This window comes from Thalassospira sp. A3_1, from assembly GCF_017744215.1.
Taxonomy (GTDB): Bacteria; Pseudomonadota; Alphaproteobacteria; order Rhodospirillales; family Thalassospiraceae; genus Thalassospira; species Thalassospira lucentensis_A.
This window is the reverse complement of record NZ_JAGHQQ010000001.1, coordinates 663,096-685,143: the sequence shown is the minus strand read 5'-3', so window position 1 is coordinate 685,143 and position 22,048 is coordinate 663,096. Positions and strand designations below refer to the sequence as shown.

Sequence of the window (22,048 nt, the reverse complement as noted above, 5' to 3'; positions counted from 1 at the left end):
TTTCCTTTGATGATCGGATTTGGGTTAGCGTTCAAGCGTCAGGTCAGCGGGATTGATGCGATCCTGCCAGCCCTCGCGGACGAGTTCGGGAACGACGTGGTCTTCTTCGGGATAGCCGATGCACAGATAGGCGATCAGTCGCCAATGTGATGGGACTTCAAGCGTTTTGAGAACGGTTTCGGGTTCAAGGATCGAGACCCAGCCGACCCCGATGCCCTTGACGCGCGCGGCCAGCCACAAAAGCTGTACGGCGGCGACGGCAGAATAATCGAGCATTTCTGGCATGGTTTTGCGGCCCAGTCCCATGCCAGCCTCGGTTTCCTCGTCGGCGAAGACGGCGAGCTGCACAGGGGCCTGATCCATGCCCTGCAATTTCAGGGACGCATAAAGTCTGGCACGTTCGCCGTGATAGTCGTTGAGCGCCTGCTGATTGGCGCGTTCAAAACTGTCGCGGATGGCCTGGCGGCGGTCGGGATCGTTGACCTTTACAAAACGCCATGGCTGAGAATTGCCGACAGACGGGGCAAGGCAGGCTTCCTTGATCAGGTCATCAATATCGGCCCTGGGGATCGGGTCGGTGCGAAAACGCCGCACGTCACGACGCCACAAAAGCAGATCGATGAACTGCTTTTGAAAGGTGCGATCAAACACCGGCGGGGTCAGTGTATCTGTCGCATCGGGCGTATCGGGCGCATCGCGATCGGATTGTGTCATGGCGCGAACCTGCTGGTCTTGGCGGTTTCGAATTCTTTGTGCACCCTAACCGGACAGGGATGTAACGCCAAGCCACAAGATATCAGCAAGGGGCGGAAACATCAGAAATCGAAATGGATCGTCATCAGGCCAGAAAGATTGTTGTGTTCGGTTTCGAAGGTCAGTTTTCGCTGTACCTCGAGGCTCATCTGACCGGGAATGCCACCCCAGTTATGGGTGATGCCACCCCCCATTTGCGAATAGGTGCTGGTATTTTCACTTGTCACGTAGGGGCTCAGGACCCCGTAGCCATAGGGCAATTCCGAACGCAGACTGAGTTCCGACCTTATACCCTCGACCGCATCGGAATTTGGTGAAAATTCGCGGAAGCCTTCGACGGATGCCCCAATCTGCCATGGGTCATAGGCATATTCGGTGCCGGCGAAGTAGCGGCGATTGGTTGAGCGGCCATATCCCTGGTTCATCAGGGTGATAGCCTGATCCTGGCCAGCAAAGGGCACAAGGCGATGATCGCCGAGAACAAGGTTATAGCGTGCCTCGGCGGTGCTATCGAAAATCTGGTTCAAGGCCGTGCGTGCCGGCACCAGTGATCCGTCGACCGCGCGTGCGCTTTCAAATTCCTCGCGGGCGGTGATGATATCCCCGTCAAGGCTGAGCGTGAGGGGTAGAAAGCCGAGATCATATTCCGTGCCGAAGCCGATGGAGCTCGACAATGTAGAACTGTCGAGATTTTCGGCATAGCTGAGATCATCCGAACCGCCATTGAGTGCGGATTGGGTGATGGTACTGCTGCCAATTCCGATGCTGCCGCGAATATTCAGCCATTCGGTCATGCGCGATACAAAATAGGGGGAAAATGTAACGTTGTTTTCCCGGTATAAAACCTGCCTTGCGGCGGCTTCGCTGAGCGTGCTGCCCCAACCGACACCAAGTCCGATAATCAGGCTGTCATCGACCTGATAATCGACCCCGGTATCAATCGAGATGACATCGCCGCTGAGGTTCGGGTTGTAACCGGTATCGGCAATGCGATTCTCGATATTCGTCTGGCTGCCATGGACCCACATGTTGATGGGCGTGGCCCGGCGGCGTGCCTGATTGGGGAAGGTGCCATTTGCCGTATCGAAATCAAGTTTCTTGGCAATTGATGCCAAAGCGGACCGGCCGCCAAATGTTTCGATGGTTGTTGCATCACCGGTGCCAAGCGCAAGTGCATTTGGCGGCTGGGCCGGGGCAGGAATTGAGTTATCGAGAAAAAGAGGCCCGATTGTGCTTCCGACGAGATCTTTTTCCATCTTGTCATAGAGGCGATTGAGGTGGCGTTGCTGGTTGGTCGACCGGTTGATTGTCTCACTTCGCAGGATCGGAGCGTCAAGACGGCTAGGGCCGTCATCTTCGGCGTTGGCATTGGGAATGAATTCGTGGCGCAACAACAGGCCAAGCATGGCAAGCGCCAGACATGCTGAAATAGCCAGTGAAATGTACCTGTGCCTCTTCACGGTCAACCGGATCGCCTGTTGGATTCCTTTGGGATCGTTGCAACCTTGCCGGGGAAAAATGGGGGTAATGTGGTGAAAGACAGGCAATTATGTCGCAATGCCGCATTCGCCATTATGCAGGTACCACCCATGTCGGGCTTACCGGGATTGGCAAAATCGGGCATTCCGGTATTGCGCCGTTTTTAAAGCCGCGCTAGAACCCTGTTCTGCCGGTTGGAACTCCAACCTTGTTAGCGCTTTGCGGGCGTGGCGAAATTGGTATACGCAGCGGACTTAAAATCCGCCGGTCCTTAAAGACCTTGCCGGTTCAAGTCCGGCCGCCCGCACCATTTACATCTGATTGTAAGATTGCCCCGTTCGTCCGGGGGATATGCGCCATCAAATAACCTGCTTTGCAAGCTAGTTATCAGGAACAAACGCAAAGTGAGTGCGTTTGACCGGGACCGATGTCCCCTTGCGACAGGAGCAAATGATGATCCATCTTTTTGTATTCGGCGTGATTGCTGTCAGTGCACTGGTTGTTGCCTGAGGCAAATAATGATGCGCGTCTCGGACCGCAGATGCGGTCTGAGAAGGTGCGCGTTTTAACGTACCAGAACACTTCCACTCTTTCTTTTGGCGTCTGAGATTATCTGTTTTCCTGCAATCTTTTGCGGGACAGAAAGTGCTGCGTGATGGTTCTCACAGCGTTGCCGGATTTACCGGATATAAATCAGAAACGCTTATGACCAATGGCATGGCCCGAAAACGGGCAGCTTTCGGAGTGGTTGGGTGAACGATATCGATAGTGAAGACGAAGGCCCGCGCAAGAAAGAGCGGTTCGGCAAATATGTCGTGCCCGAGGAACGTGCGGCCAATATCGTCAAGCAGCTTGACGAGTTTCTGCGCAAGGGTCCGCGCAAGGGGCTTAAATATTCACGCTGGCAGCAGATCGCCTGGTACGAGATTGTTGACGAGCTTAAACGTGCCGAAGCCGCCCAGAAGAATCAGGACAGTCTTACGAAGTCGGCATTTCTGGCCCTTGCGGTCGGGTTCGGCACCATCGGATTCTGGGGACTCGTCGTGTTGCTGGGGCAGAATTTCGGCATGATCGGCGGCATTCTGATCGTGATTGCCGGGCTGGTTGTCTGGCGTGCCCTGGCCAAGGCAAAGTGGTTCAGCTAGCCCCGTCGGCAAACGGCGAGGTATAGCGATAAAGGATGGGGGGACGATGAACAAGGAAGCGGCTGAAACTCTGGCCATCCGGGCAATTGCCCATATTGCGGGCGATGACGAGTTGCTTGAAGGGCTTTTTGCCCAGACCGGTATGGGGCTTGATGACCTGAAAGCCGGGATCACCAGCAATGAAGTCCAATTGGGTGCGATTGACTTTTTAATGTCGCACGAGCCGTTCCTGATGCGTTTTGTCGACGATAGCGGTTATGCGCCGGAAGATCCGGCGCGTGCGCAAATCGTCCTTTCGGGCGGGCCGATCTGGCAGGATTAATGCCTTCCGGTCGTGTTGTCGGACCGGATTCATATCATCACGACGGGGACCGGGCCGATATCGGGTTGTGGGTCTGTTTTCATCAATCCGTAGATCACCGAATCACGAATGCCGATATGTGTGTTCCAGGTCCCGCGAAGCTGACCTTCGCGGGTAAAGCCCAGTTTTTCGAATACCCGGATGGATGCAATATTGTCCGGATCGATATCGGCAAAGATGCGGCGCGCGGTCGTGGTTTCAAACAGATACCCAATGGCATGGGACAATGCCCGCGCGGCGAGGTTTTGCCCGCGTGCCGCAGGGGAAATCATACAGGCGGCTTCCCACACGTCGGGATCATCGCCGGTGTTATATAGGGCGATGCGGCCAAGGGCCGGGCCATCCGGCGACGCGGCAACCGCCCATGACGTCTTTTCAAAGCCGTTGTTCCAGTGTTTGAGCTTTGCGATGGTATCCGCGACCGATGCAAAGGCCGGTTCGGGAAGTCATGTGCAGCATTCCGGATCACCAAAAATGGCGTGGAGAGCCGCACCGTCGACAACGGGATCAATCGGGCGAAGAAACATTCGGGCAGGCATGGTCGATCACTTGGCCAGTCGGTTGGTCAGTCAGGCGAGCAATTGCAGGCTGTCTTGGCGGCAGGCTTACCCAAGGAACGGGATCGGACCGCCGCCATAGCCATAAATCCACACCAGCAAGCCGCCGCCCAGAAGAATGCGGTAAATCGCAAACGGCGTGAAGGTTGACCGTTTAAGCCAGCTCATGAGCATGGCGATGGCGATCAGGGCGGTGATGAAGGAGAGGCCGGCAGCCAGCAGGACATCCATGGTCAGCGCCATGTCGCCCGATTGTTGCAGGTCGATACCGGCCAGAAGGCCAGCGCCCAGAATGACCGGGATCGACAGTAGCATTGAAAACTGTGCGGCATCAGCACGTTCATAGCCCATCAGGCGTGCCGCCGTCATGGTGATACCCGAACGGCTGGTGCCGGGAACAAGGGCAATGACCTGTGCGAGGCCGATGAACAAGGCCCCGCCCCAGCGCATATGTTCAAGCCGGTTGATCGTCATGCCGATCTTGTCGGCAATCCAAAGGACAATGCCAAAGACAAGCGTGGTCCAGGCAATGATTTCGACCGAGCGCAGTTGTTCCTCGATGCCCGAGACTTTGAAATAGAAGCCGACCGCGACCACCGGGATGGTGGCGAAAATGATGTGCAGGGCGAGTCGGGCGCCGGGATTGATCCGGCCGGACAAAAGCACGAAGAATCCGCCGATCATCGCGAAAACATCGCGCCAGAAATAGATCATTACAGCGGCCAGTGTGCCGACATGAACGGCAACATCTACCAACAAACCCTGATCTGCAGCACCAGTCAGGGCGGGGGTCAGGATCAGGTGACCTGATGAACTGATGGGGAGGAATTCCGTGATCCCCTGGATGACTGCCAGAAGAATTATATGTTGTAACGTCACCCCGGCCTCGATCGCTGTTATCGGCAAAAACTCCCCGCTTATAGCAGCTTAGCGCGAACAGGCGAAATGCATTAATAGTACCAAAATGGTACTAATGAAACTTTCTTTCAGCGCTTTAAAACCCGAAATTCCCGATATCCTGATTTTATTTGGGGATATAATGGTCAGCAATATTGACCTATCATGCATTTTGTGCTGGATTCTTGCAAAACCGGCGCGTATACAAAAGCCAACCCGCAACATAAAACCCTTTTAGAGGGCTGCTATGACAGAAAAGATGCTGAAGTTTGTTCATCTTGAACAAAAATATCCGCACAAGAGAGAAGCATCCGAGCGTCGCACGGACTTCAATGAAATTTACGAAGGTTTCGAGACAGAAGCTGCGGCCGATCAGTCTGCGCGCTGCTCGCAATGTGGTGTGCCGTTCTGTCAGGCCCATTGTCCTTTGTATAATAACATCCCGGACTGGCTGCGCCTGACGACCGAAGGTCGCATGGAAGAAGCCTATGCCATTTCGGCGGCAACCAACAATATGCCGGAAGTGACCGGTCGCATCTGCCCGCAGGACCGTCTGTGTGAAGGCAATTGCGTGATCGAACAGTCAACGCATGGCGCTGTCACGATTGGCTCTGTCGAGAAATACATTACCGATACCGCCTTTGCGAATGGCTGGGTCAAGGCGCCCAAGCCGACGCAGGAAAACGGTATGTCGGTCGGGATCATCGGTGGTGGTCCCGCAGGCATGGCAGCGGCCGAACAGCTGCGCCTTAAAGGATATGAAGTCCATATCTATGACCGCTATGACCGCATGGGCGGGTTGCTGGTTTACGGGATTCCGGGCTTCAAGCTTGAAAAACATATCGTTGAACGCCGGGTGAAGCTGCTTGAAGAAGGCGGTGTCGTCATGCACACCGAATTCGAGGTTGGCCGTGACGCGACGCTTGATGAACTGCGCCGCAAACATGACAGCGTTCTGATCGCCACGGGTGTTTACAAGTCCCGCGATCTGAAGCTGCCGGGTGTTGGTCTTGGCAATATCTATCCGGCACTGGAATATCTGACCACGTCGAACCGCATCGGTCTTGGCGATACGGTTGCAGCCTATGACGATGGCACGCTAAACGCCAAAGACAAGAACGTTGTCGTTATTGGCGGCGGCGATACGGCAATGGACTGTGTCCGTACCGCAATTCGCCAGGGTGCGAAGTCGGTCAAATGTCTTTATCGCCGTGACCGCGCCAACATGCCGGGTTCACAGCGCGAAGTGGCCAATGCCGAGGAAGAAGGTGTCGAATTTGTCTGGCTGACCAACCCGGAAGCCTTTGTTGGCGACGACAAGGTTACCGGTGTGCGCGCGGTCAAGATGCGCCTTGGTGCGCCGGATGCCGGTGGCCGCCAGAGCCCGGAACTGATCGAAGGTTCGAACTACACCATGGATGCCGACATGGTCATTCTGGCACTTGGTTTCGAGCCGGAAGACCTGCCGACCATGTTCGAGGCACCGGAACTGGGTGTATCGCGCTGGGGCACGGTTAAAATTGATTTCCGCTCGATGATGACCAATCTGGATGGCGTTTTTGCCGCCGGTGATATTGCGCGCGGTGCGTCGCTGGTGGTCTGGGCCATCCGTGACGGTCGCGACGCGGCTGACCGGATCGATGAATATCTGCTGGCGCGCAAAGAAGCTGCTGCTTAAGCCCGCTGCCGCATTAGGAGAGAGAGTTATGAACAAGATTATTCATGACCGTGGCGCGCAAGAGATCGCCCGTTTTGAAAAGAATGCCGAACATCTGTCGGCGAACGGCATGTATGACCCGACCGAAGAACACGCCAACTGTGGCGTGGGTCTTGTCGGTGCGATTGATGGCAAGCCGCGTCGCGAGGTTGTCGAAGCCGGTATCGAGGCGCTGAAAGCCATCTGGCACCGCGGTGCGGTTGATGCCGACGGTAAAACCGGCGATGGTGCGGGCATTCACCTGCAGATCCCGCAGGATTTCTTCAAGGCGTACCTGAAGGTTATCAACCAGGAAGCCCCGGAAAGCCTGATTGCGGTTGGTCAGGTATTCCTGCCGCGTATCGACATGTCAGCACAGGAACGGTGCCGTGCCATCGTTGAAACCGAAATCCTGAAACAGGGGTACGGTATTCTTGGCTGGCGTCAGGTTCCGGTTGATGTTTCGGTTATCGGTGAAAAAGCCAACCAGACGCGGCCTGAAATCGAACAGGTTCTGATCGGTGCGCGTGATGACGTTGATGAAGACCAGTTCGAGGTCGATCTTTACACCATCCGTCGTCGCGTCGAGAAAGCGGTCCTGTCCGAAGCGATCAAGGATTTCTATATCTGTTCGATGTCGTGCCGTTCGATCATCTACAAGGGCATGTTCCTTGCCGAGCAGGTCGACATCTTCTATCCGGATTTGCGCGACGAGCGGTTCGTTTCGAACTTCTGCGTCTATCACCAGCGTTATTCGACCAACACCTTCCCGAGCTGGCCGTTGGCGCAGCCGTTCCGCGTTCTGGCCCATAACGGCGAGATCAACACGCTGCGCGGTAACGTCAACTGGATGAAAAGCCACGAAGCCCGCATGGCGCACGAGGCATTTTCCGACACCATCGAAGACCTGAAACCGGTTATTCAGCCGGGTTCATCGGACTCGGCCGCCCTTGATGCCGTGTTCGAACTGATGGTGCGTGCCGGTCGTGACCTGCCGATGGTGAAAACCATGATGGTGCCCGAAGCATGGTCGAAAAAGGCATCGACGCCGGACAGCTATAAAAACCTTTATGCCTATTGCAACGCGGTGATGGAACCGTGGGATGGCCCGGCGGCACTGGCAGCTTATGGTGGCAAGTGGCTGATGGGCGGTACGGACCGTAACGGTCTTCGTCCGCTGCGTTATGCCGTCACGGGTAACGGCCTTCTGATTGCCGGTTCCGAAGCAGGCATGGTGCATATCGATGAGGAAAGCTGCCTTGAAAAAGGGCGGCTTGGCCCGGGGCAGATGATTGCCATCAACCTTGAAGAAGGCAAGCTGTACCATGACAGCGAGCTTAAGGACAAGCTGGCGAACCGTCGTGACTGGTCGAAATGGGTTGGCCGCACCAAGGTGCTTGATGACCTGATTTCGCCGGAACATACCGAACCGGCACGCCTTGGCAAGGAAGCGCTTCTGCGTCTGCAAAAGGCGATGGGTCTTACGCATGAAGACCTTGAACTGATCCTGCACCCGATGGGTGAGGACGGCAAGGAAGCCATTGGCTCGATGGGGGATGACACCCCGCTTGCGATCCTGTCGGATCGGTATCGCGGTCTGCATCACTTCTTCCGCCAGAACTTTTCGCAGGTGACCAACCCGCCGATTGACTCTTTGCGCGAAGCCCGCGTCATGAGCCTGAAAACGCGACTTGGCAACCTTGGCAACATTCTTGACGAGGATGAAAGCCAGTGTGACCTGCTTCAGCTTGAAAGCCCGGTTCTGACCAATGCCGAATATGACGCGATGCGCGGTTATATGGGTGAAACGGCGGTCGAAATCGACACCACGTTTGACATCAATGGCGGCCCGTCAGCACTGCGCGATGCGATTACCCGCATCCAGCGCGAAGCCGAAGAAGCCGTTCGTGGTGGTGCGCTTCATATCATCCTGACCGATGAAGGCATCACCACAGAACGTGCTGCAATTCCGATGGTTCTGGCAACGGGTGGTGTGCATAGCTATCTCGTGAAGACGTCGCTGCGTACCTACATCTCGCTTAACGTCCGGTCGGCGGAATGCATGGATGTGCATTACTTTGCGGTTCTGATCGGTGTGGGTGCAACGACGGTGAACGCCTATCTGGCGCAGGAAGGTCTTCTGGACCGTTATGCGCGTGGGTTGTTCCCGAATGTCGGCAGCACCGCCGAAGTCATGCAGCGTTTCAAGGCGGCGATTGATGCCGGCTTGCTCAAGATCATGTCCAAAATGGGCATTTCGATCATCAGTTCCTATCGCGGTGGCTATAACTTTGAAAGTATTGGTCTGTCGCGGTCGTTGGTGGCGGAATTCTTCCCGGGAATGCCGTCGCGCATTTCGGGTATCGGTCTTCAGGGTATCCAGCGCCGATGCATCGCCCAGCACAAGGAAGCATTTAACGGCAATGTCGTGACCCTTCCGGTCGGTGGCCTTTACAAATATCGTCGTTCGGGTGAACGCCATGTCTGGACCGGCCCGCTGATCCACACGTTGCAGTCATCCGTCACCACGGGTTCGTACAATACCTTCCGCAAGTTTTCGGAAGGGCTTCGTTCGCGTGAGCCGCTTCATCTTCGTGATCTGCTTGATTTCCGTTCCGACCGTAAACCGGTTCGTCAGGAACAGGTTGAAAGCATTACCGAAATCCGCAAACGGTTCGTAACGCCGGGCATGTCCCATGGTGCGCTTTCGACCGAAGCCCACGAGGCGCTTGCGATTGCGATGAACCGCATCGGTGCGAAATCAAACTCTGGCGAGGGCGGTGAATCGCGTGAACGTTTCCGTCCGCGTTCGAATGGGGACAATGCGCGTTCGTCAATCAAACAGGTAGCATCGGGTCGTTTCGGGGTTACCGCCGAATATCTGAACAACTGCGAAGAAATCCAGATCAAGGTCGCCCAGGGTGCAAAACCGGGTGAAGGTGGTCAGCTTCCGGGCTTCAAGGTCACGGTGGAAATCGCACAGCTGCGTCATGCGACGCCGGGTGTGACCCTGATTTCGCCGCCGCCGCACCACGACATTTATTCGATCGAAGATCTGGCGCAGCTGATCTATGACCTGAAGCAGATCAACCCGCGTTGCCGCGTTTGCGTCAAGCTGGTGTCGCGTTCGGGTGTCGGTACGATTGCAGCCGGTGTGGCAAAGGCAAAGGCCGACGTCATCCTGATTTCGGGGTATGACGGTGGTACCGGTGCCAGCCCGCAGACCTCGATCAAATATGCCGGTATTCCGTGGGAAATGGGCCTTTCGGAAGTCAATCAGGTCCTGACGCTGAACAACCTGCGCAGCAAGGTGAAACTGCGCGTTGATGGTGGTTTCAAAACCGGCCGGGACGTGGTGATCGGTGCGATGCTGGGCGCGGAAGAATTCGGTATCGGTACCGCGTCCCTGATCGCGCTTGGCTGTATCATGGTGCGTCAGTGCCATTCGAACACCTGCCCGGTTGGCGTTTGTACCCAGGACCCGGCATTGCGTGCCAAGTTCGTCGGTACCGCGGACAAGCTGGTCAACCTGTTCACCTTCATGGCCGAAGAGGTCAAGGATATCCTTGCCGAGCTTGGCTATGACAATCTGCAGGAAATCATCGGTCGTTCGGATCTGCTGCAGCAGGTTCATCGCGGCGCGAAGGATCTTGTTGACCTTGATTTGAACCCGCTGCTTGCACAGGCTGATGCCGGTGATCACAAACGTTACTGCACGACGGTTGGCCGTAACGAAGTGCCCGACACGCTTGACGCCCAGATGATTAAGGATGCGCGTGCATTGCTTGAAGACGGCGAAAAGATGCAGCTGCAATACAACATCCAGAACACGCAGCGCGCGATCGGGACGCGTATCTCGTCGCTGATCACGCAGAAATATGGCATGACCGGTCTGAAACCGGGCCACCTGCATGTGCGTTTGCGTGGTTCTGCCGGTCAGTCACTGGGCGCGTTTGCGGTTCAGGGGCTGAAAATCGAAGTTCAGGGCGATGCCAACGACTATGTCGGCAAGGGTCTTTCGGGCGGTACCATCGTCTTGCGCCCGCGGCCGTCAAGCCCGCTCAAGACCAACGAAAACACGATTATCGGTAACACCATCCTTTATGGTGCGACGGCCGGTAAGCTGTTTGCTGCCGGTCAGGCCGGGGAACGTTTCTGCGTTCGTAACTCGGGCGCAACCGTGGTGGTCGAAGGATGTGGCTCGAACGGTTGTGAATACATGACCGGCGGTACGGCTGTGATCCTTGGCTCGGTCGGTGAGAACTTCGGTGCCGGCATGACCGGTGGCATGGCGTTCATCTATGACGTTGAAGGCACCTTTGGGGATGTCGTCAATGATGGCTCCATCCTGTACCAGCGTATTGAAACCCAGCATTGGGACGAAGTCTGTCGTTCGCTGATTGAAGAGCATGTTGCAGAAACCGATAGCGGTTTTGCTCGCACCATCCTTGACAATTGGGATCGCGAACGCGGCAATTTCTGGCAGATCGTGCCGAAAGAAATCGTCGACAAGCTGGAAAACCCCATTCGCTCGATGAGCGAAAACCAGGCAACTGCGTGAACCCTTTTCACGCTTTTGCGCAAGCTCCCTTGTCCACACACCCGGACAAACAAACTGGCCCCGTACTTTGTACGGGGCTTCTTTTTTTGCCGGTCGGAATGTTTGCGGGGTGGCGCTTTCGCCCGGTGGCATTGATACTTATGTCAAAGCGAACATCCCAGCCAATCTGACAGGTGGTTCATGACCGTTACCGACATCGCCACACGGACCTATAACCACAATTTCAAGCTTGATCCGATCATCCGCAGTCTTCTGGACACGGATTTTTACAAGCTTCTGATGTTGCAGGCGATCTGGCAGGAACATCCGGATGTGGAGGTTACCTTTTCGCTGATCAATCGCAGCCATCACATAAGGCTTGGCGATATCATCAATGAAGGCGAATTACGTGCGCAGCTTGATCATGCGCGAAGCTTGCGTTTTACGCGACAGGAACTGATCTGGCTGGCCGGGGCGACGTTTTACGGGCGCAGCCATATGTTCAAACCGGAATTCATCAGCTGGCTGGGCGATTTCCAATTGCCCGACTATGAACTGCGCAAGATCGACGGGCAGTTTGAGCTGCATTTTTCCGGGCCATGGACGCATAGTTCGATGTGGGAAACACCGGCATTAGCGATCATTACCGAATTAAGGTCGCGTGCTGTATTGCGCAATCGCGGGCGGTTTGAACTTGATGTATTGTATGCGCGTGCCAAGGCCAAGCTTTGGGAAAAGGTCGAACGGCTTCGCGATTTGCCTGATCTTGTTCTGGCTGATTTCGGTACCCGGCGGCGGCATGGCTTTTTATGGCAGCGCTGGTGTGTCGAGGCCCTGAAAGAAGGAATTGGCAGCCGGTTTATCGGTACATCGAATGTGTTGCTGGCGATGACGGCGGATATTGAGGCGATTGGCACCAACGCCCATGAATTGCCGATGGTCGAGGCGGCAATTTCCAAAACCGATGAAGAACTTGCTACGTCGCCTTATCGCGTGCTTGAGCAATGGCGCCAGCATTATAGCGGTAATCTTCTGATCGCGTTGCCCGATACATTTGGAACGACGGCCTTTCTTAAAGGTGCGCCGGACTGGCTGGCGGACTGGACCGGCTTTCGCCCCGACAGTGCGCCGCCGATTGAAGGTGGTGAGCAGATCATCCGATGGTGGGAAGAGCATGGCAGGGACCCGCGCGAGAAGCTTCTGGTCTTTTCAGACAATCTCGACATTGATGCGATTATCGAAACCTATCTGCATTTCCATGGCCGGGTCCGTATGAGCTTTGGCTGGGGTACGAACCTGACCAATGATTTTCGTGGCTGTGATCCGGCGGGCGAACAGGGGCTTGAGCCGATGTCGCTGGTGTGCAAGGTGACAAGTGCCAACGGGCAACCCGCGGTCAAGCTCTCAGATAATCCGGAAAAGATTTCGGGCGATCCCAAGCAGGTTGAACGTTACATCCGGGTTTTTGGAAATCCTGTATAACAGGCTTGATCCGGATAAGCCGGATCAGAGGACAATGTTCAGATAAGTCCCGCGCCGCGCATTGTGGTCAATCTGATCGGCTGCGATCAGATTTCGCAGACGGGCAAGCTGGGCGGCGATGAAGCTATCAGATGATGGCTGATCAGTGTTGGCGGCAACACGACCGCGCACACCCGAAGGCACGCCTTGCGGCATGGAGCGGGCATCGTGAAGGCCCGTTTGTGTGGTACTGCTGCCGATCCGGTTGGTTGCCATGAGTTCATCCGTTCTGAAATCGCAAAAAGATTAGCACGGTCAACGGGTTTTGTCATGAAGTTGCGGGGGCATCAATTGCCATCGCCTCCCATTCGGGCCGATGCGCCGGGTGGGTTGCCAAATGGCGGAAAGACATCCTGACCGATGGCGTCACGATGATGATGCAGGGCCCAATGGACGGTGGGAAAGGCGATGTCATCCCAAGGGATATCGGCCCAGCGAAACAGGCCGACATCAAGACTTTCCGGGCCACAGGAAATATCGGGACTGTTCAGGGTTGCGCGATAGAGCAATTGTAACTGGCTGATATGAGGCAGGTCATAAAGGCAGAGCAAACGATCAAGCGAAAGATCCGCGCGGGCTTCTTCATAGGCTTCGCGTGCTGCACCGGCGGCAGAGGTTTCACCTATTTCCATGAAACCGGCGGGCAGCGTCCAGAAGCCCTTGCGCGGATTGATCGCGCGGCGGCACATAAGATAGCGGTCTTCCCAGGTTGCGACGACACCGACGATGATTTTGGGATTGTCGTAACGGATGTAACCGCAATCGGGGCAGCTTAACCGTTCGCGGTCATCGCCTTCGGGAATGATTTTTTCACGGGGTCCGGATGGTTTCTGCATACAGACAGGATACATCCGGAAGCCACGCAGAAAAAGGGGTGGTCGAAACCACCCCGAGGAAGCTAACGAGAGGGAAAAATCACGTTAGAAGATTGACGCGGGTACCGCGTGCGCCGCTGGTTTCAAGCGGCTGATGTTCCGTGACGATAGAGCCGATAACCTGTGCAAGGCCTTGCGCCTTCTGGATCGAAGACGTTGCCGCGGCAAGCGGTGCGGATACGCCATCTTTACCACCGCCCGGTGTGATCGCGTCATTTACGGCCTGTGCGGCAGAGCTAAGTCCTGAACCTGCTGATCCGATCATTGTATCCTCGTCCCAAATTCCGTGAAGTTGTGATAGCTGCGCATTGGCGATATCACGGCTTCTGGCTCTTAGATTAGGCTTCGGTTAACACTTTTAAAGTGACAGCTGTCACAGCATGGCATCAAACAGCGATTACTTTTTTGTGAACGATGCAAAATCAAGGGTTTATGTGGCTCTTGGAAAATAAATTTTTGGGTGTGATGTGGCAGCGTGGTAAGGGATCGCGCAACCGCCACGACGTTTTGACGAATCGGCTGATGATGCCCTAAAGCCGCTGGCGTTCGGTTTTGTGGGCAAGAGCCTCGTGGATGGCTTTTTGCAACTGGGCGGGGCGGAACGGTTTTTTGACGAAGATATAATCGCCCAGCATCTTTTCCATTTCCCTGCGCGTCCGTGCCGGATAGCCAGACATGAAGACCACGGCCAGATCGGGGTATTGACGCTGTGCCTCGATGGCAAGCTGCGGCCCACTTAGCCCCGTCATCACCACATCAGTCAGAATAACGTCAATCCGGTCGGTCTTTTGTGATTCGGTGATGATCTGCAGGGCTTCTTCGGCACTGCGTGCGACTATGGCGTCAAAGCCGGCATCTTCAAGAATGATCTTGGCGGTCGTGCGCAGTGACTGTTCATCATCGACAATCAGGACCCGTTCGCCATTGCCGGGAAAATAGTCGATTTCCTGCAGGGCAGATGCCTTGACCTTGCCAGCTTCGGAGCGCGGCAGATAGATCGAGAAAGTCGTACCTTCGCCCTCGACACTTTCGACATCGATAAAGCCACTGGATTCTTCGACCCAGCTATGGACGATCGACAGGCCAAGCCCTGTGCCCTTGCCGGGTTCCTTGGTCGAGAAGAAGGGTTCGAATATATTGTCCAGAATATCCGCAGGAATGCCGGTACCGGTATCCTGAACTGTTACCACGACATAATCGCCTGCGGCGGCCTTTGGGAAGATGTCATCTTCGTCATCAGGGGACCGCTCATCGGCAGGTGGAACTGTTGCACCATAGCAGGAAATCTGCAACGTGCCGCCGTCAGGCATCGCATCACGGGCATTGATCGCAAGGTTCAGGATGCAGGCCGAAAGCTGTGTTGGATCAACGCGCGTGTAAAGCGGCGCGTCATTGGCCCAGATTTGCAGTTCGATCCGGTGTTCCAGTAGCGTAACGAGCAGCTTTTCCATTTCGCTAATCGCGGTATCGACCTGAACGATGGTGGGCTGATCAATACGGCGGCGCGAGAACATCAGAAGCTGATCGGCCACACTGGTGGCGCGTTCGCCAAGGGAGATCACGTGATCAAGGTATTCCTTGACCCGTTCTGGATCATCAATTTTGGCGCGCGCAACTTCGGCAAAGCTTAAAATGCCAGCAAGACAGTTATTGAATTCATGCGCCACGCCACCCGCCATTTGCCCGACGGCTTCGAGTTTTTGTGATGTGGCAAGTTGACGTTGCAGGGCCTGCTGTTCTTCGGTTGCGCGATGCTGTGAGGTTACGTCGCTGCCGGTACCGCGATATCCCTTGAACGAACCATCCAGATCAAAAACCGGCACGCCATTGATGCGTCCGAAATGTTTTTGTCCGTCGCGCGAGATCCAGGAAAATTCAAAATTCTGAAACGCCAGATGGCTTTCAAGCCGTTTGACCAGACTGTTCCAGCTATGATCGGTTTCGGCCTTGAGGCCCAGTTTGTCAAAGGATTGACCCTGTGGCGAGCCGTTCAGTTCTTCGATCAGCTGATAGAATTTATAGGATGCAAACGCGATCTTGAGGTCCGGCCCCATTTCCCAGTACCAGTCGGCAGAAGAAAGGGTGAAGTCGCGGAACCGTTCCTCGCTGTCGCGAAGGGCTTCCTGGGCGATCTGGTGCTGATTGGTGCGTCGTTCCAGACTTTCGGCCATTGTATTGAGGCCACGTTCCAGTGTGCCGATTTCGTCTCGTCCGGCAGGTTTCAGGCGGGCGCTGAGCTTGCCAAACTGGATTTCGGAAACGAACTGTGCGGCTGTGATCAGTCGGCGCAACACGGTTTGCTGCATGAACAGGAAAATCAGCCCCGACGTCATCAGAATGCACAGGACCGACCCGATCAGCAGCACGGATTGCATCTGGCGCTGGCTTTCTTCGAGGCCGACGGTCGAAACCTTGAAATAGGCAAACATGAAAGGCTGATTGGCGTTCAGGCTGAACAGCGGGGTAATGCTGACCATGTTGCGGCCACCGGCATCATCGGTTGTGAACAACACCTGACTGCGCAGATCGGCAGAAAGCCGTTCTTTCGGAAAATCAGGAACGGAATCAATATCGGATCCGATCAGCATTGGGTCCATCGCATGATAAATCGTGCCGTCAAAACCGATTGCCATGGCTTCGCGAAGATGAGGACCCAGAAGAAGTTCAAGCTGCTTGGGGTCGCTGATCACGGAAATCTTGAGCTGTTCATCCTGAATCAGGCGACCGGGTGCGCTTATCTGCTCGGCAATGCGCCGATCAATTTCTGCCCCGAAATACTGAACATAATAACCGCCAAAGAGGCCAAGCAGGATGGTTTCGACAATAACAATTGCGATCCCGATCTTGAAAACCAGACTGCCAAACAGGCGGTCAAAAAGCTTCTTCACGCCAACCTCTAAACCCTGGCCCAGCCTGATTGCCGGTTAATTCTGTTATTGGCTCTCAAGATAATACTGGGATGGATTGGTCGGTGCCGGTGTGGCATAGCTCCAAGCCGCAGGGATCACCTTGGGAACATTCTTGAAGTTCTTTGCCACGAGCCCCTTGCGATTGGGCGGCAAGGCAATTCCCATAACGTAAAACTGATTTGCGCTGATGTCGAGAATATCGCGCATAAGTTTATTTTGTTTTTCCGCATCTGCCGTTGCTTTCAACTGGTTATAGAGTGCCAGCTGACGTATTACCTCGGCGGGTGGGGCGATTGCATCGGGATTTGTCGGGTTTGTATACCACTCGGCCCAGCCGGTCGCGTACCACGATGATTCGCTTGATACCGGCAGATAGTTAATCGGAATCACCATGGCATCAAGGCCGCCGTCACCGCCCCATGCGCTGGCGTGATGATTGTTATTGTCACGCATGTTTACAAAAACATCGCGCGACAGATCGCGGGGCGTCACATCAAGGCCGATATCGCGCCAGTAATCAACAACGGCAGACAGCATCTCGAAGCGGGATGCGCCTTCGGTATCGATGGTGAAGGACAGCCGTTTACCATCCGGGCGCAGAAGGAAGCCTTCGTCGTCTTTGTGTGTCAGCCCGGCATTGGCCAGGTGGCTTGCGGCAAGCACCGGATCGTAGGTGATGAACTGGCGCGCGAGAACCGTGTGGTAAAGCGGGCTTTCGGGGCGTGGGGCGGCCTGATGAGGCAGGGCGCCGGGAACGAACCTGCCGATGATGCTGTCGCGGTCAATGGCATGAGACAGGGCGATACGGAATTCCTTATTCTGGAATATATCGCGCAGAACAGGGTCCCTGTCGTTGAGATTGAGCGACAGGGTCAGAATATTCATGTCGCTTTCGATCAGGGTAAAGGACTGCAGGTTGTCATTGGCGGCAAGGATTTCGTCCGCACGACGGCCGATATGGCGTTCCTGCATGTTAACCTTGCCTGCAATTGCCGCATCACCGGCTTCGTCTTTGCTATTGACCAGATCAAAGGACACCCGGTCGATATAGGGCAGCTGTCGTCCGCCCGAATCGATTTTCCAGTAGAACGGATTACGGACGGCAACAAGCGGGTCGTCCTTGCCGTAAACGCCGGTCAAAACCCACGCGTTCAGGGTGGGAACATTCGGGTTCGACCATCGGCCGGGATCGTCGATAGTACCTGGTGTGCCGAATACCGAAACGAAACGATCCTTCCATCCTTTGAAGCCAAGCTCCTGTGCCTTTGCATCCGCATCCTTGTTATATTTTGGCAGCAGGGGTTTGAGGAAATGCGCCGGGTAGCTTACCGGTTCAACGCCTTCGGGACGGGCAAGGAAGGTCGGAAAGAGGCCATAGGGTGTGTTGAACCGAAAGGCGATGGTGGTTTCGTCGATCTTTTCAACGTGCACCGGATTTCCGCCGGCGGTCAGCCATTCGGGCGTTGCATTTTCAAATGCGGGATTAAGCAGAATGTCTTCGTACCAGAAGGCGATATCATCAGCGGTAAAAGGGGCACCATCCGACCAGTGCATTCCCGGGCGCAGCCGGAACACGAATTCCGTCGCATCGCTATTGGCTTGCATGGAAAGGGCAACATTGGGAACCGTATCCGTCCATTGCGGCGTCCAGCGCAAGAGAGGTTCATATCCGATGGTTCTGATCAGAAGGGCGTGATCGCGTTCGGCATTCTGCGCCATCAGCCATGTGCCGCCATATTGGCCAAGCTTGTCATTGGGGGTGACAATCATCGGGGTGCGCGGAAGACGTTCCCCGGCGGGTGGCAGTTTTCCGTTTGCAACCATATCGGCAAGCATCGGTGCTTCACCAAATTCAGCCGCATGCACATCATTTCCAACCGCAGTCAAAACCACGGCCAGCAATAATACCAGCGATGTAAAACAACCCACTACCCTGTACACGTCGGGCTTCCCCTGAATTTCTTATGCCTATCGAAAGGTATCGATATTCCTACTCTTAAGTGGTGAATATCCTAAAGCCAATGCCGGGTAAAGTTCTGAAAGCCGGTTTTCCCCTGATCTTCTAAAGATGCGCGAGCTGTTCGTTGTTTACAACGCACAGGCGGATAATTTTCCTATGTGCATCTTTTTGTATCTATAAACAACATACCGGTCCGCCAAATTTTCGTTCGAACCTCTTAGAATAGCGCGATAAACCGGGCCTTGTTCAACTGAGGCCGACACCTTCTACGGCGATCCGTGCGGGTTTCCCGACCATTTGGACAGGAATCGGCTTTCGTGCTGATCAACGTTGGCTGAGACTAAAGTATAACATAATCTGATGTGCTTGTTATCACCATATAAGTTTTTGGTAATAAATTTCGTTTTGAACGCTTTGTGGGCCGTATGATGGCAAAGATACCAACTATGATTCCTCTTGCCAGAAAGAGCTGATCGGAGAGACAATTTCGGCATGGCAAACAAATCTGCATCATCCGGGCAGGCTTCTTATGATCCTGGCTATCTGGCCGGTCCGAAGCCGTTGGCACCGATCCCGCGTTATGAGCCGGGATCGTCGCCGGACCGCTATCGTCCGGATGAACGCGCACATGATTCTGATGCTGACAGTTTTTCGGTGGCCGGGATTGAAGGAAAAATTGATCGTCGCAAGGTCAATATTGCCAACAGGATTGTCGATACCGATCCAGGGCAGGCATTGCGCGTGATCAGGAATTGGCTGGCTCAGGACTGACTGTCGTTGCTGATCTTTGTTTCTGTTTCACTTTCCATTTCGGGCGGCACCTGTTTTAAGTCGTCGAACACACCGATGACAGGGGCCCCGCGTGACAGATTTCAATTCCTTGATAGAGCAGCAGTTCAGTGCTTTTGATCCGGACTATTCCGATCGAAAAGGTGCCTATGCCGACAAGCTTGCCCCGCTGGAAGAAAAGCTTATCGCGGCCCAGCAGACAGGCAACAGCATGGCAGCATCCGATCAGTATATGATCGAGTGCAAGTGGTTGCTGCTTTACACCGCCAACTGGGATGCGCTTGAAAAGAAGATGGCCCAGTTTGAAACGTCGCTGAAAAACAAGGATCAGGACTGGGCCGAGGAACAGGTAGCAAGCGATGGTTCCTGGGGGCCATGCTATGACCAGTGGTTCTTGAAGGTGGATGCGATGATTGATGCGGTTAACGCGTTGGCCGACGAAGGGATTGCACCGGATTATCCGCTGACATTTCTGGCGCCGATTGCCCAACCGGCCGATCTGGTCGCCTGGCTGAACAGTCAGAAAACATCGCGAATTTTTGCCGATGGGCTTGATCGTCGCGATGCGCTGGGTGCGGTCAGTGCGGCATTATCGGAAATGTGTTTCAAAAGCGAAATTCGCGATTATTTCCGCAAATACGTCAAAGGCTTTGATCTTAGCGATGACTATATTGCGGCTTATAAAAGCTGGCTGGATGACTGGCAGGATGCGCAATCGGGATATTGGGGCGGTTGGTTTGAAACAGACGCGGGCGATATTCTGAAAAGTCCGGACCTTAGTCTGACCTTCCACAATATTTCCTATCAGCATGGCAAGGTCGGGCTATGGCCGGCCATCTTCAAGACAACACTTGCAATCCGTGATGATGCCTATCCGTTTGGCTGGAAGCACAATGGTGATTTTAACAATCACAACAACTATGACGTTGCCAAAATCTTTGATCTTGGCTGGGATGAAGTCGATAGCGGCAGCCAGAAATCCGCATCAGCCGACATTTCCACGATCCTTGACTGGTGCCTGACCAAATCCATGACGCCGGATGGCGGGTTTATTGATGATCCGACTTTCTATAATTCAGTCGGGGCAGCCTATTATTACGGTGTGTCGTTCCTGGATCAGATTGGATATTTCGGCACCGATATTCCGTTCTGGACCGATCATGCCTTTGCCGATGGTCCGGCACTGTGCTGCAAGATCCAGAAAAAGATGAAGGCCGAAAAGCTCGATGATGATGAGGCCGAGGCAGCGAAGGAGAAGCTGGTCGATGCCTGCGGAAACTGTGGGTAGGCACGGCTGAATGCAGGGGGCGAACAAATTCGTGACGCCCCCTTGGCGAAAGGCACCGGTCGCTACCCATATATGTTTTATGGCGGCAACAAATCGGTGAGGGAACAGAATGTCTGATCGTAGAGATATTGACATTGCATTCTTGCGTCAGCGGCTTGAAGACCGGCGCGCGGATATCAGTGCCCATTCAAACCATTCTGAAGATTATCGAAAGCCGGTCGAACTTGATCAGCAGGCCGTCGGCCGCCTTTCGCGGATGGATGCGCTTCAGGATCAGCAGATGCATCTGGAACAGGAACGTCGCCGCGCTGCCGAACTTGATCGCATTGAAAAGACGCTGGCCCGGATCGAACGTGCTGATTACGGTTTCTGCCATAACTGTGGCGAGGAAATCGAAAAGAAGCGTCTGGAATTTGATCCGACCACACCGCTTTGCGTTGATTGCGCTGCCCATGTCAAACACAGTTAGGGGCGGATTGATCAAACCGGTCAGGCCGAATTAACGTATCCTTTATATGGCAGATCAAAGGGCGAAACACGCTGTACCCAAATCATTGATCAGGTGGGGCGCAATTACAGTATGCAGTCTGATCGCGGTGTTTCTGTTTGTGACGCCGAGCGATCATGCCGCCGCACAGCAAAACAGCTGTGCGGTCGCGCGTGCGCCTGTTGCAAGCCTTTCATTCATCAATCAGGACCCGATGCTGGATCGTCATCGGTCTGTGCGTTGGCTTAACAACCGGGCCAACCAGGGCAGTCGTTATCTGGTGACCGGCTTGACCGAATATGAGCTTCAGGCACGGTTCGACATGCGGCTTGAACCAGTCGAAGTCGGGTTGGGACAATTTTGCCTTTATCCGATCAGGATCAATCCCGAGGTCGAGGTGATCAAACATCTGGTGTATGTCGCGTCCGAGCTAGAGCGTGGCACATGCGAATATGATGTGGTCTATGCCCATGAGGGGCAACATGTGCAGATCAACCAGCATATGGAACGCGATATCCAGCGGGAACTTGACGCGATGGTTGCGGAAATTACCGCAGACTTTGCCGCCATGCGACCGGTTGGTGCGGGCGAGGTGCAACGCCTGCAACGGCGTTTGCTGAACCAGTATGGACAGGATTTCAAACGCCGGTTGCGCGCCATCGATCTTGCGCGGCGCGAAGACCATCGTGCGATAGACACCCCGGAAGAATATGAACGGCTATCGAAGGCATGCGGACCAGATTCGGCATTCCAGACAACATTGCCCGATGCAATGCGCTGACTGGTTTTGT

At 54.8% G+C, this 22,048-nt stretch carries 17 protein-coding genes, 1 tRNA gene and 1 pseudogene; 10 read left to right on the top strand and 9 right to left on the bottom strand.

Translation table 11 applies throughout. The features are described from left to right. Positions 1 to 24 precede the first annotated feature (24 nt). Together bluB and J7395_RS03105 are read right to left on the bottom strand one after the other, a co-directional pair. On the bottom strand, positions 25 to 714 hold the full coding sequence (bluB, locus tag J7395_RS03110) for a 5,6-dimethylbenzimidazole synthase (protein WP_209220484.1): 690 nt from the start codon (positions 712 to 714) through the stop codon (positions 25 to 27). A gap of 101 nt (positions 715 to 815) precedes the next feature. Continuing rightward, positions 816 to 2,213 (bottom strand): hypothetical protein, encoded by a 1,398-nt coding sequence (locus tag J7395_RS03105; RefSeq protein ID WP_348541204.1) that lies wholly within the window; start codon positions 2,211 to 2,213, stop codon positions 816 to 818. A gap of 240 nt (positions 2,214 to 2,453) precedes the next feature. Between J7395_RS03105 and J7395_RS03100 the strand changes: the two genes are divergently transcribed. The 3 genes from J7395_RS03100 (at position 2,454) to J7395_RS03090 (ending at position 3,699) form a co-directional block, all read left to right on the top strand. Beyond that, positions 2,454 to 2,542, top strand: a tRNA-Leu gene (locus J7395_RS03100). Between the two features lie 442 nt (positions 2,543 to 2,984). Beyond that, positions 2,985 to 3,377, top strand: coding sequence for a hypothetical protein (locus tag J7395_RS03095; RefSeq protein ID WP_062951288.1), 393 nt, complete (start codon positions 2,985 to 2,987; stop codon positions 3,375 to 3,377). Positions 3,378 to 3,423: 46 nt separating this feature from the next. Beyond that, on the top strand, positions 3,424 to 3,699 hold the full coding sequence (locus J7395_RS03090; protein WP_062951292.1) for a DUF3572 domain-containing protein: 276 nt from the start codon (positions 3,424 to 3,426) through the stop codon (positions 3,697 to 3,699). Between the two features lie 29 nt (positions 3,700 to 3,728). Here J7395_RS03090 and J7395_RS03085 read toward each other — a convergent pair. Next, positions 3,729 to 4,151, bottom strand: a pseudogene (locus tag J7395_RS03085) (GNAT family protein); the annotation flags it as partial. A 192-nt stretch (positions 4,152 to 4,343) separates the two neighbouring features. Continuing rightward, positions 4,344 to 5,174 (bottom strand): undecaprenyl-diphosphate phosphatase, encoded by an 831-nt coding sequence (locus J7395_RS03080; RefSeq protein ID WP_181850498.1) that lies wholly within the window; start codon positions 5,172 to 5,174, stop codon positions 4,344 to 4,346. A gap of 265 nt (positions 5,175 to 5,439) precedes the next feature. On the opposite strand from J7395_RS03080, the gene J7395_RS03075 reads away from it, so the two are divergent. From J7395_RS03075 to pncB, 3 genes are all read left to right on the top strand, one after another. Next, positions 5,440 to 6,870, top strand: coding sequence for an NAD(P)-dependent oxidoreductase (locus J7395_RS03075; protein WP_062961310.1), 1,431 nt, complete (start codon positions 5,440 to 5,442; stop codon positions 6,868 to 6,870). A gap of 28 nt (positions 6,871 to 6,898) precedes the next feature. After that, a complete protein-coding gene (gene gltB / locus J7395_RS03070) occupies positions 6,899 to 11,449 on the top strand; it encodes a glutamate synthase large subunit (protein ID WP_209220483.1) in 4,551 nt (1,516 codons plus the stop codon). A 180-nt stretch (positions 11,450 to 11,629) separates the two neighbouring features. Next, entirely contained in the window at positions 11,630 to 12,910 is a 1,281-nt protein-coding gene (gene pncB, locus J7395_RS03065) for a nicotinate phosphoribosyltransferase (protein ID WP_209220482.1), read from the top strand. 24 nt (positions 12,911 to 12,934) lie between these two features. Here the strand turns inward: pncB and J7395_RS03060 are convergent, their stop codons facing one another. The 5 genes from J7395_RS03060 to J7395_RS03040 form a co-directional block, all read right to left on the bottom strand. Next, a complete protein-coding gene (locus J7395_RS03060) occupies positions 12,935 to 13,165 on the bottom strand; it encodes a hypothetical protein (RefSeq protein WP_062951299.1) in 231 nt (76 codons plus the stop codon). Positions 13,166 to 13,236: 71 nt separating this feature from the next. Beyond that, positions 13,237 to 13,785 (bottom strand): NUDIX hydrolase, encoded by a 549-nt coding sequence (locus tag J7395_RS03055; RefSeq protein ID WP_247741935.1) that lies wholly within the window; start codon positions 13,783 to 13,785, stop codon positions 13,237 to 13,239. A gap of 79 nt (positions 13,786 to 13,864) precedes the next feature. Further along, on the bottom strand, positions 13,865 to 14,089 hold the full coding sequence (locus J7395_RS03050) for a hypothetical protein (protein ID WP_062951301.1): 225 nt from the start codon (positions 14,087 to 14,089) through the stop codon (positions 13,865 to 13,867). Between the two features lie 265 nt (positions 14,090 to 14,354). Then, a complete protein-coding gene (locus J7395_RS03045) occupies positions 14,355 to 16,712 on the bottom strand; it encodes an ATP-binding protein (RefSeq protein ID WP_062951303.1) in 2,358 nt (785 codons plus the stop codon). Between the two features lie 45 nt (positions 16,713 to 16,757). Continuing rightward, positions 16,758 to 18,674: an ABC transporter substrate-binding protein gene (locus J7395_RS03040; protein WP_348541203.1), complete on the bottom strand. Its 1,917-nt coding sequence runs from the start codon at positions 18,672 to 18,674 to the stop codon at positions 16,758 to 16,760. A 511-nt stretch (positions 18,675 to 19,185) separates the two neighbouring features. On the opposite strand from J7395_RS03040, the gene J7395_RS03035 reads away from it, so the two are divergent. The 4 genes from J7395_RS03035 (at position 19,186) to J7395_RS03020 (ending at position 22,038) form a co-directional block, all read left to right on the top strand. Next, on the top strand, positions 19,186 to 19,464 hold the full coding sequence (locus J7395_RS03035) for a hypothetical protein (protein WP_209220480.1): 279 nt from the start codon (positions 19,186 to 19,188) through the stop codon (positions 19,462 to 19,464). Between the two features lie 91 nt (positions 19,465 to 19,555). Further along, on the top strand, positions 19,556 to 20,770 hold the full coding sequence (locus tag J7395_RS03030) for a hypothetical protein (RefSeq protein WP_209220479.1): 1,215 nt from the start codon (positions 19,556 to 19,558) through the stop codon (positions 20,768 to 20,770). Positions 20,771 to 20,879: 109 nt separating this feature from the next. Continuing rightward, positions 20,880 to 21,239, top strand: a complete 360-nt coding sequence (locus tag J7395_RS03025; protein WP_062951311.1) for a TraR/DksA family transcriptional regulator — start codon at positions 20,880 to 20,882, stop codon at positions 21,237 to 21,239. 139 nt (positions 21,240 to 21,378) lie between these two features. Beyond that, the gene (locus J7395_RS03020; protein ID WP_348541202.1) at positions 21,379 to 22,038 is read left to right on the top strand and encodes a hypothetical protein; all 660 of its coding nucleotides are present in this window, start codon (positions 21,379 to 21,381) and stop codon (positions 22,036 to 22,038) included. The last annotated feature ends 10 nt before the right edge of the window (positions 22,039 to 22,048 follow it).

Coding starts and splice junctions, on each gene's coding strand:
- J7395_RS03025 (WP_062951311.1), top strand. CDS start 20,880: ATGTCTGATCGTAGAGATATTGACATTGCATTCTTGCGTCAGCGGCTT.
- bluB (WP_209220484.1), bottom strand. CDS start 714: ATGACACAATCCGATCGCGATGCGCCCGATACGCCCGATGCGACAGAT.
- pncB (WP_209220482.1), top strand. CDS start 11,630: ATGACCGTTACCGACATCGCCACACGGACCTATAACCACAATTTCAAG.
- J7395_RS03055 (WP_247741935.1), bottom strand. CDS start 13,785: ATGCAGAAACCATCCGGACCCCGTGAAAAAATCATTCCCGAAGGCGAT.
- J7395_RS03060 (WP_062951299.1), bottom strand. CDS start 13,165: ATGGCAACCAACCGGATCGGCAGCAGTACCACACAAACGGGCCTTCAC.
- J7395_RS03035 (WP_209220480.1), top strand. CDS start 19,186: ATGGCAAACAAATCTGCATCATCCGGGCAGGCTTCTTATGATCCTGGC.
- J7395_RS03050 (WP_062951301.1), bottom strand. CDS start 14,089: ATGATCGGATCAGCAGGTTCAGGACTTAGCTCTGCCGCACAGGCCGTA.
- J7395_RS03075 (WP_062961310.1), top strand. CDS start 5,440: ATGACAGAAAAGATGCTGAAGTTTGTTCATCTTGAACAAAAATATCCG.
- J7395_RS03090 (WP_062951292.1), top strand. CDS start 3,424: ATGAACAAGGAAGCGGCTGAAACTCTGGCCATCCGGGCAATTGCCCAT.
- gltB (WP_209220483.1), top strand. CDS start 6,899: ATGAACAAGATTATTCATGACCGTGGCGCGCAAGAGATCGCCCGTTTT.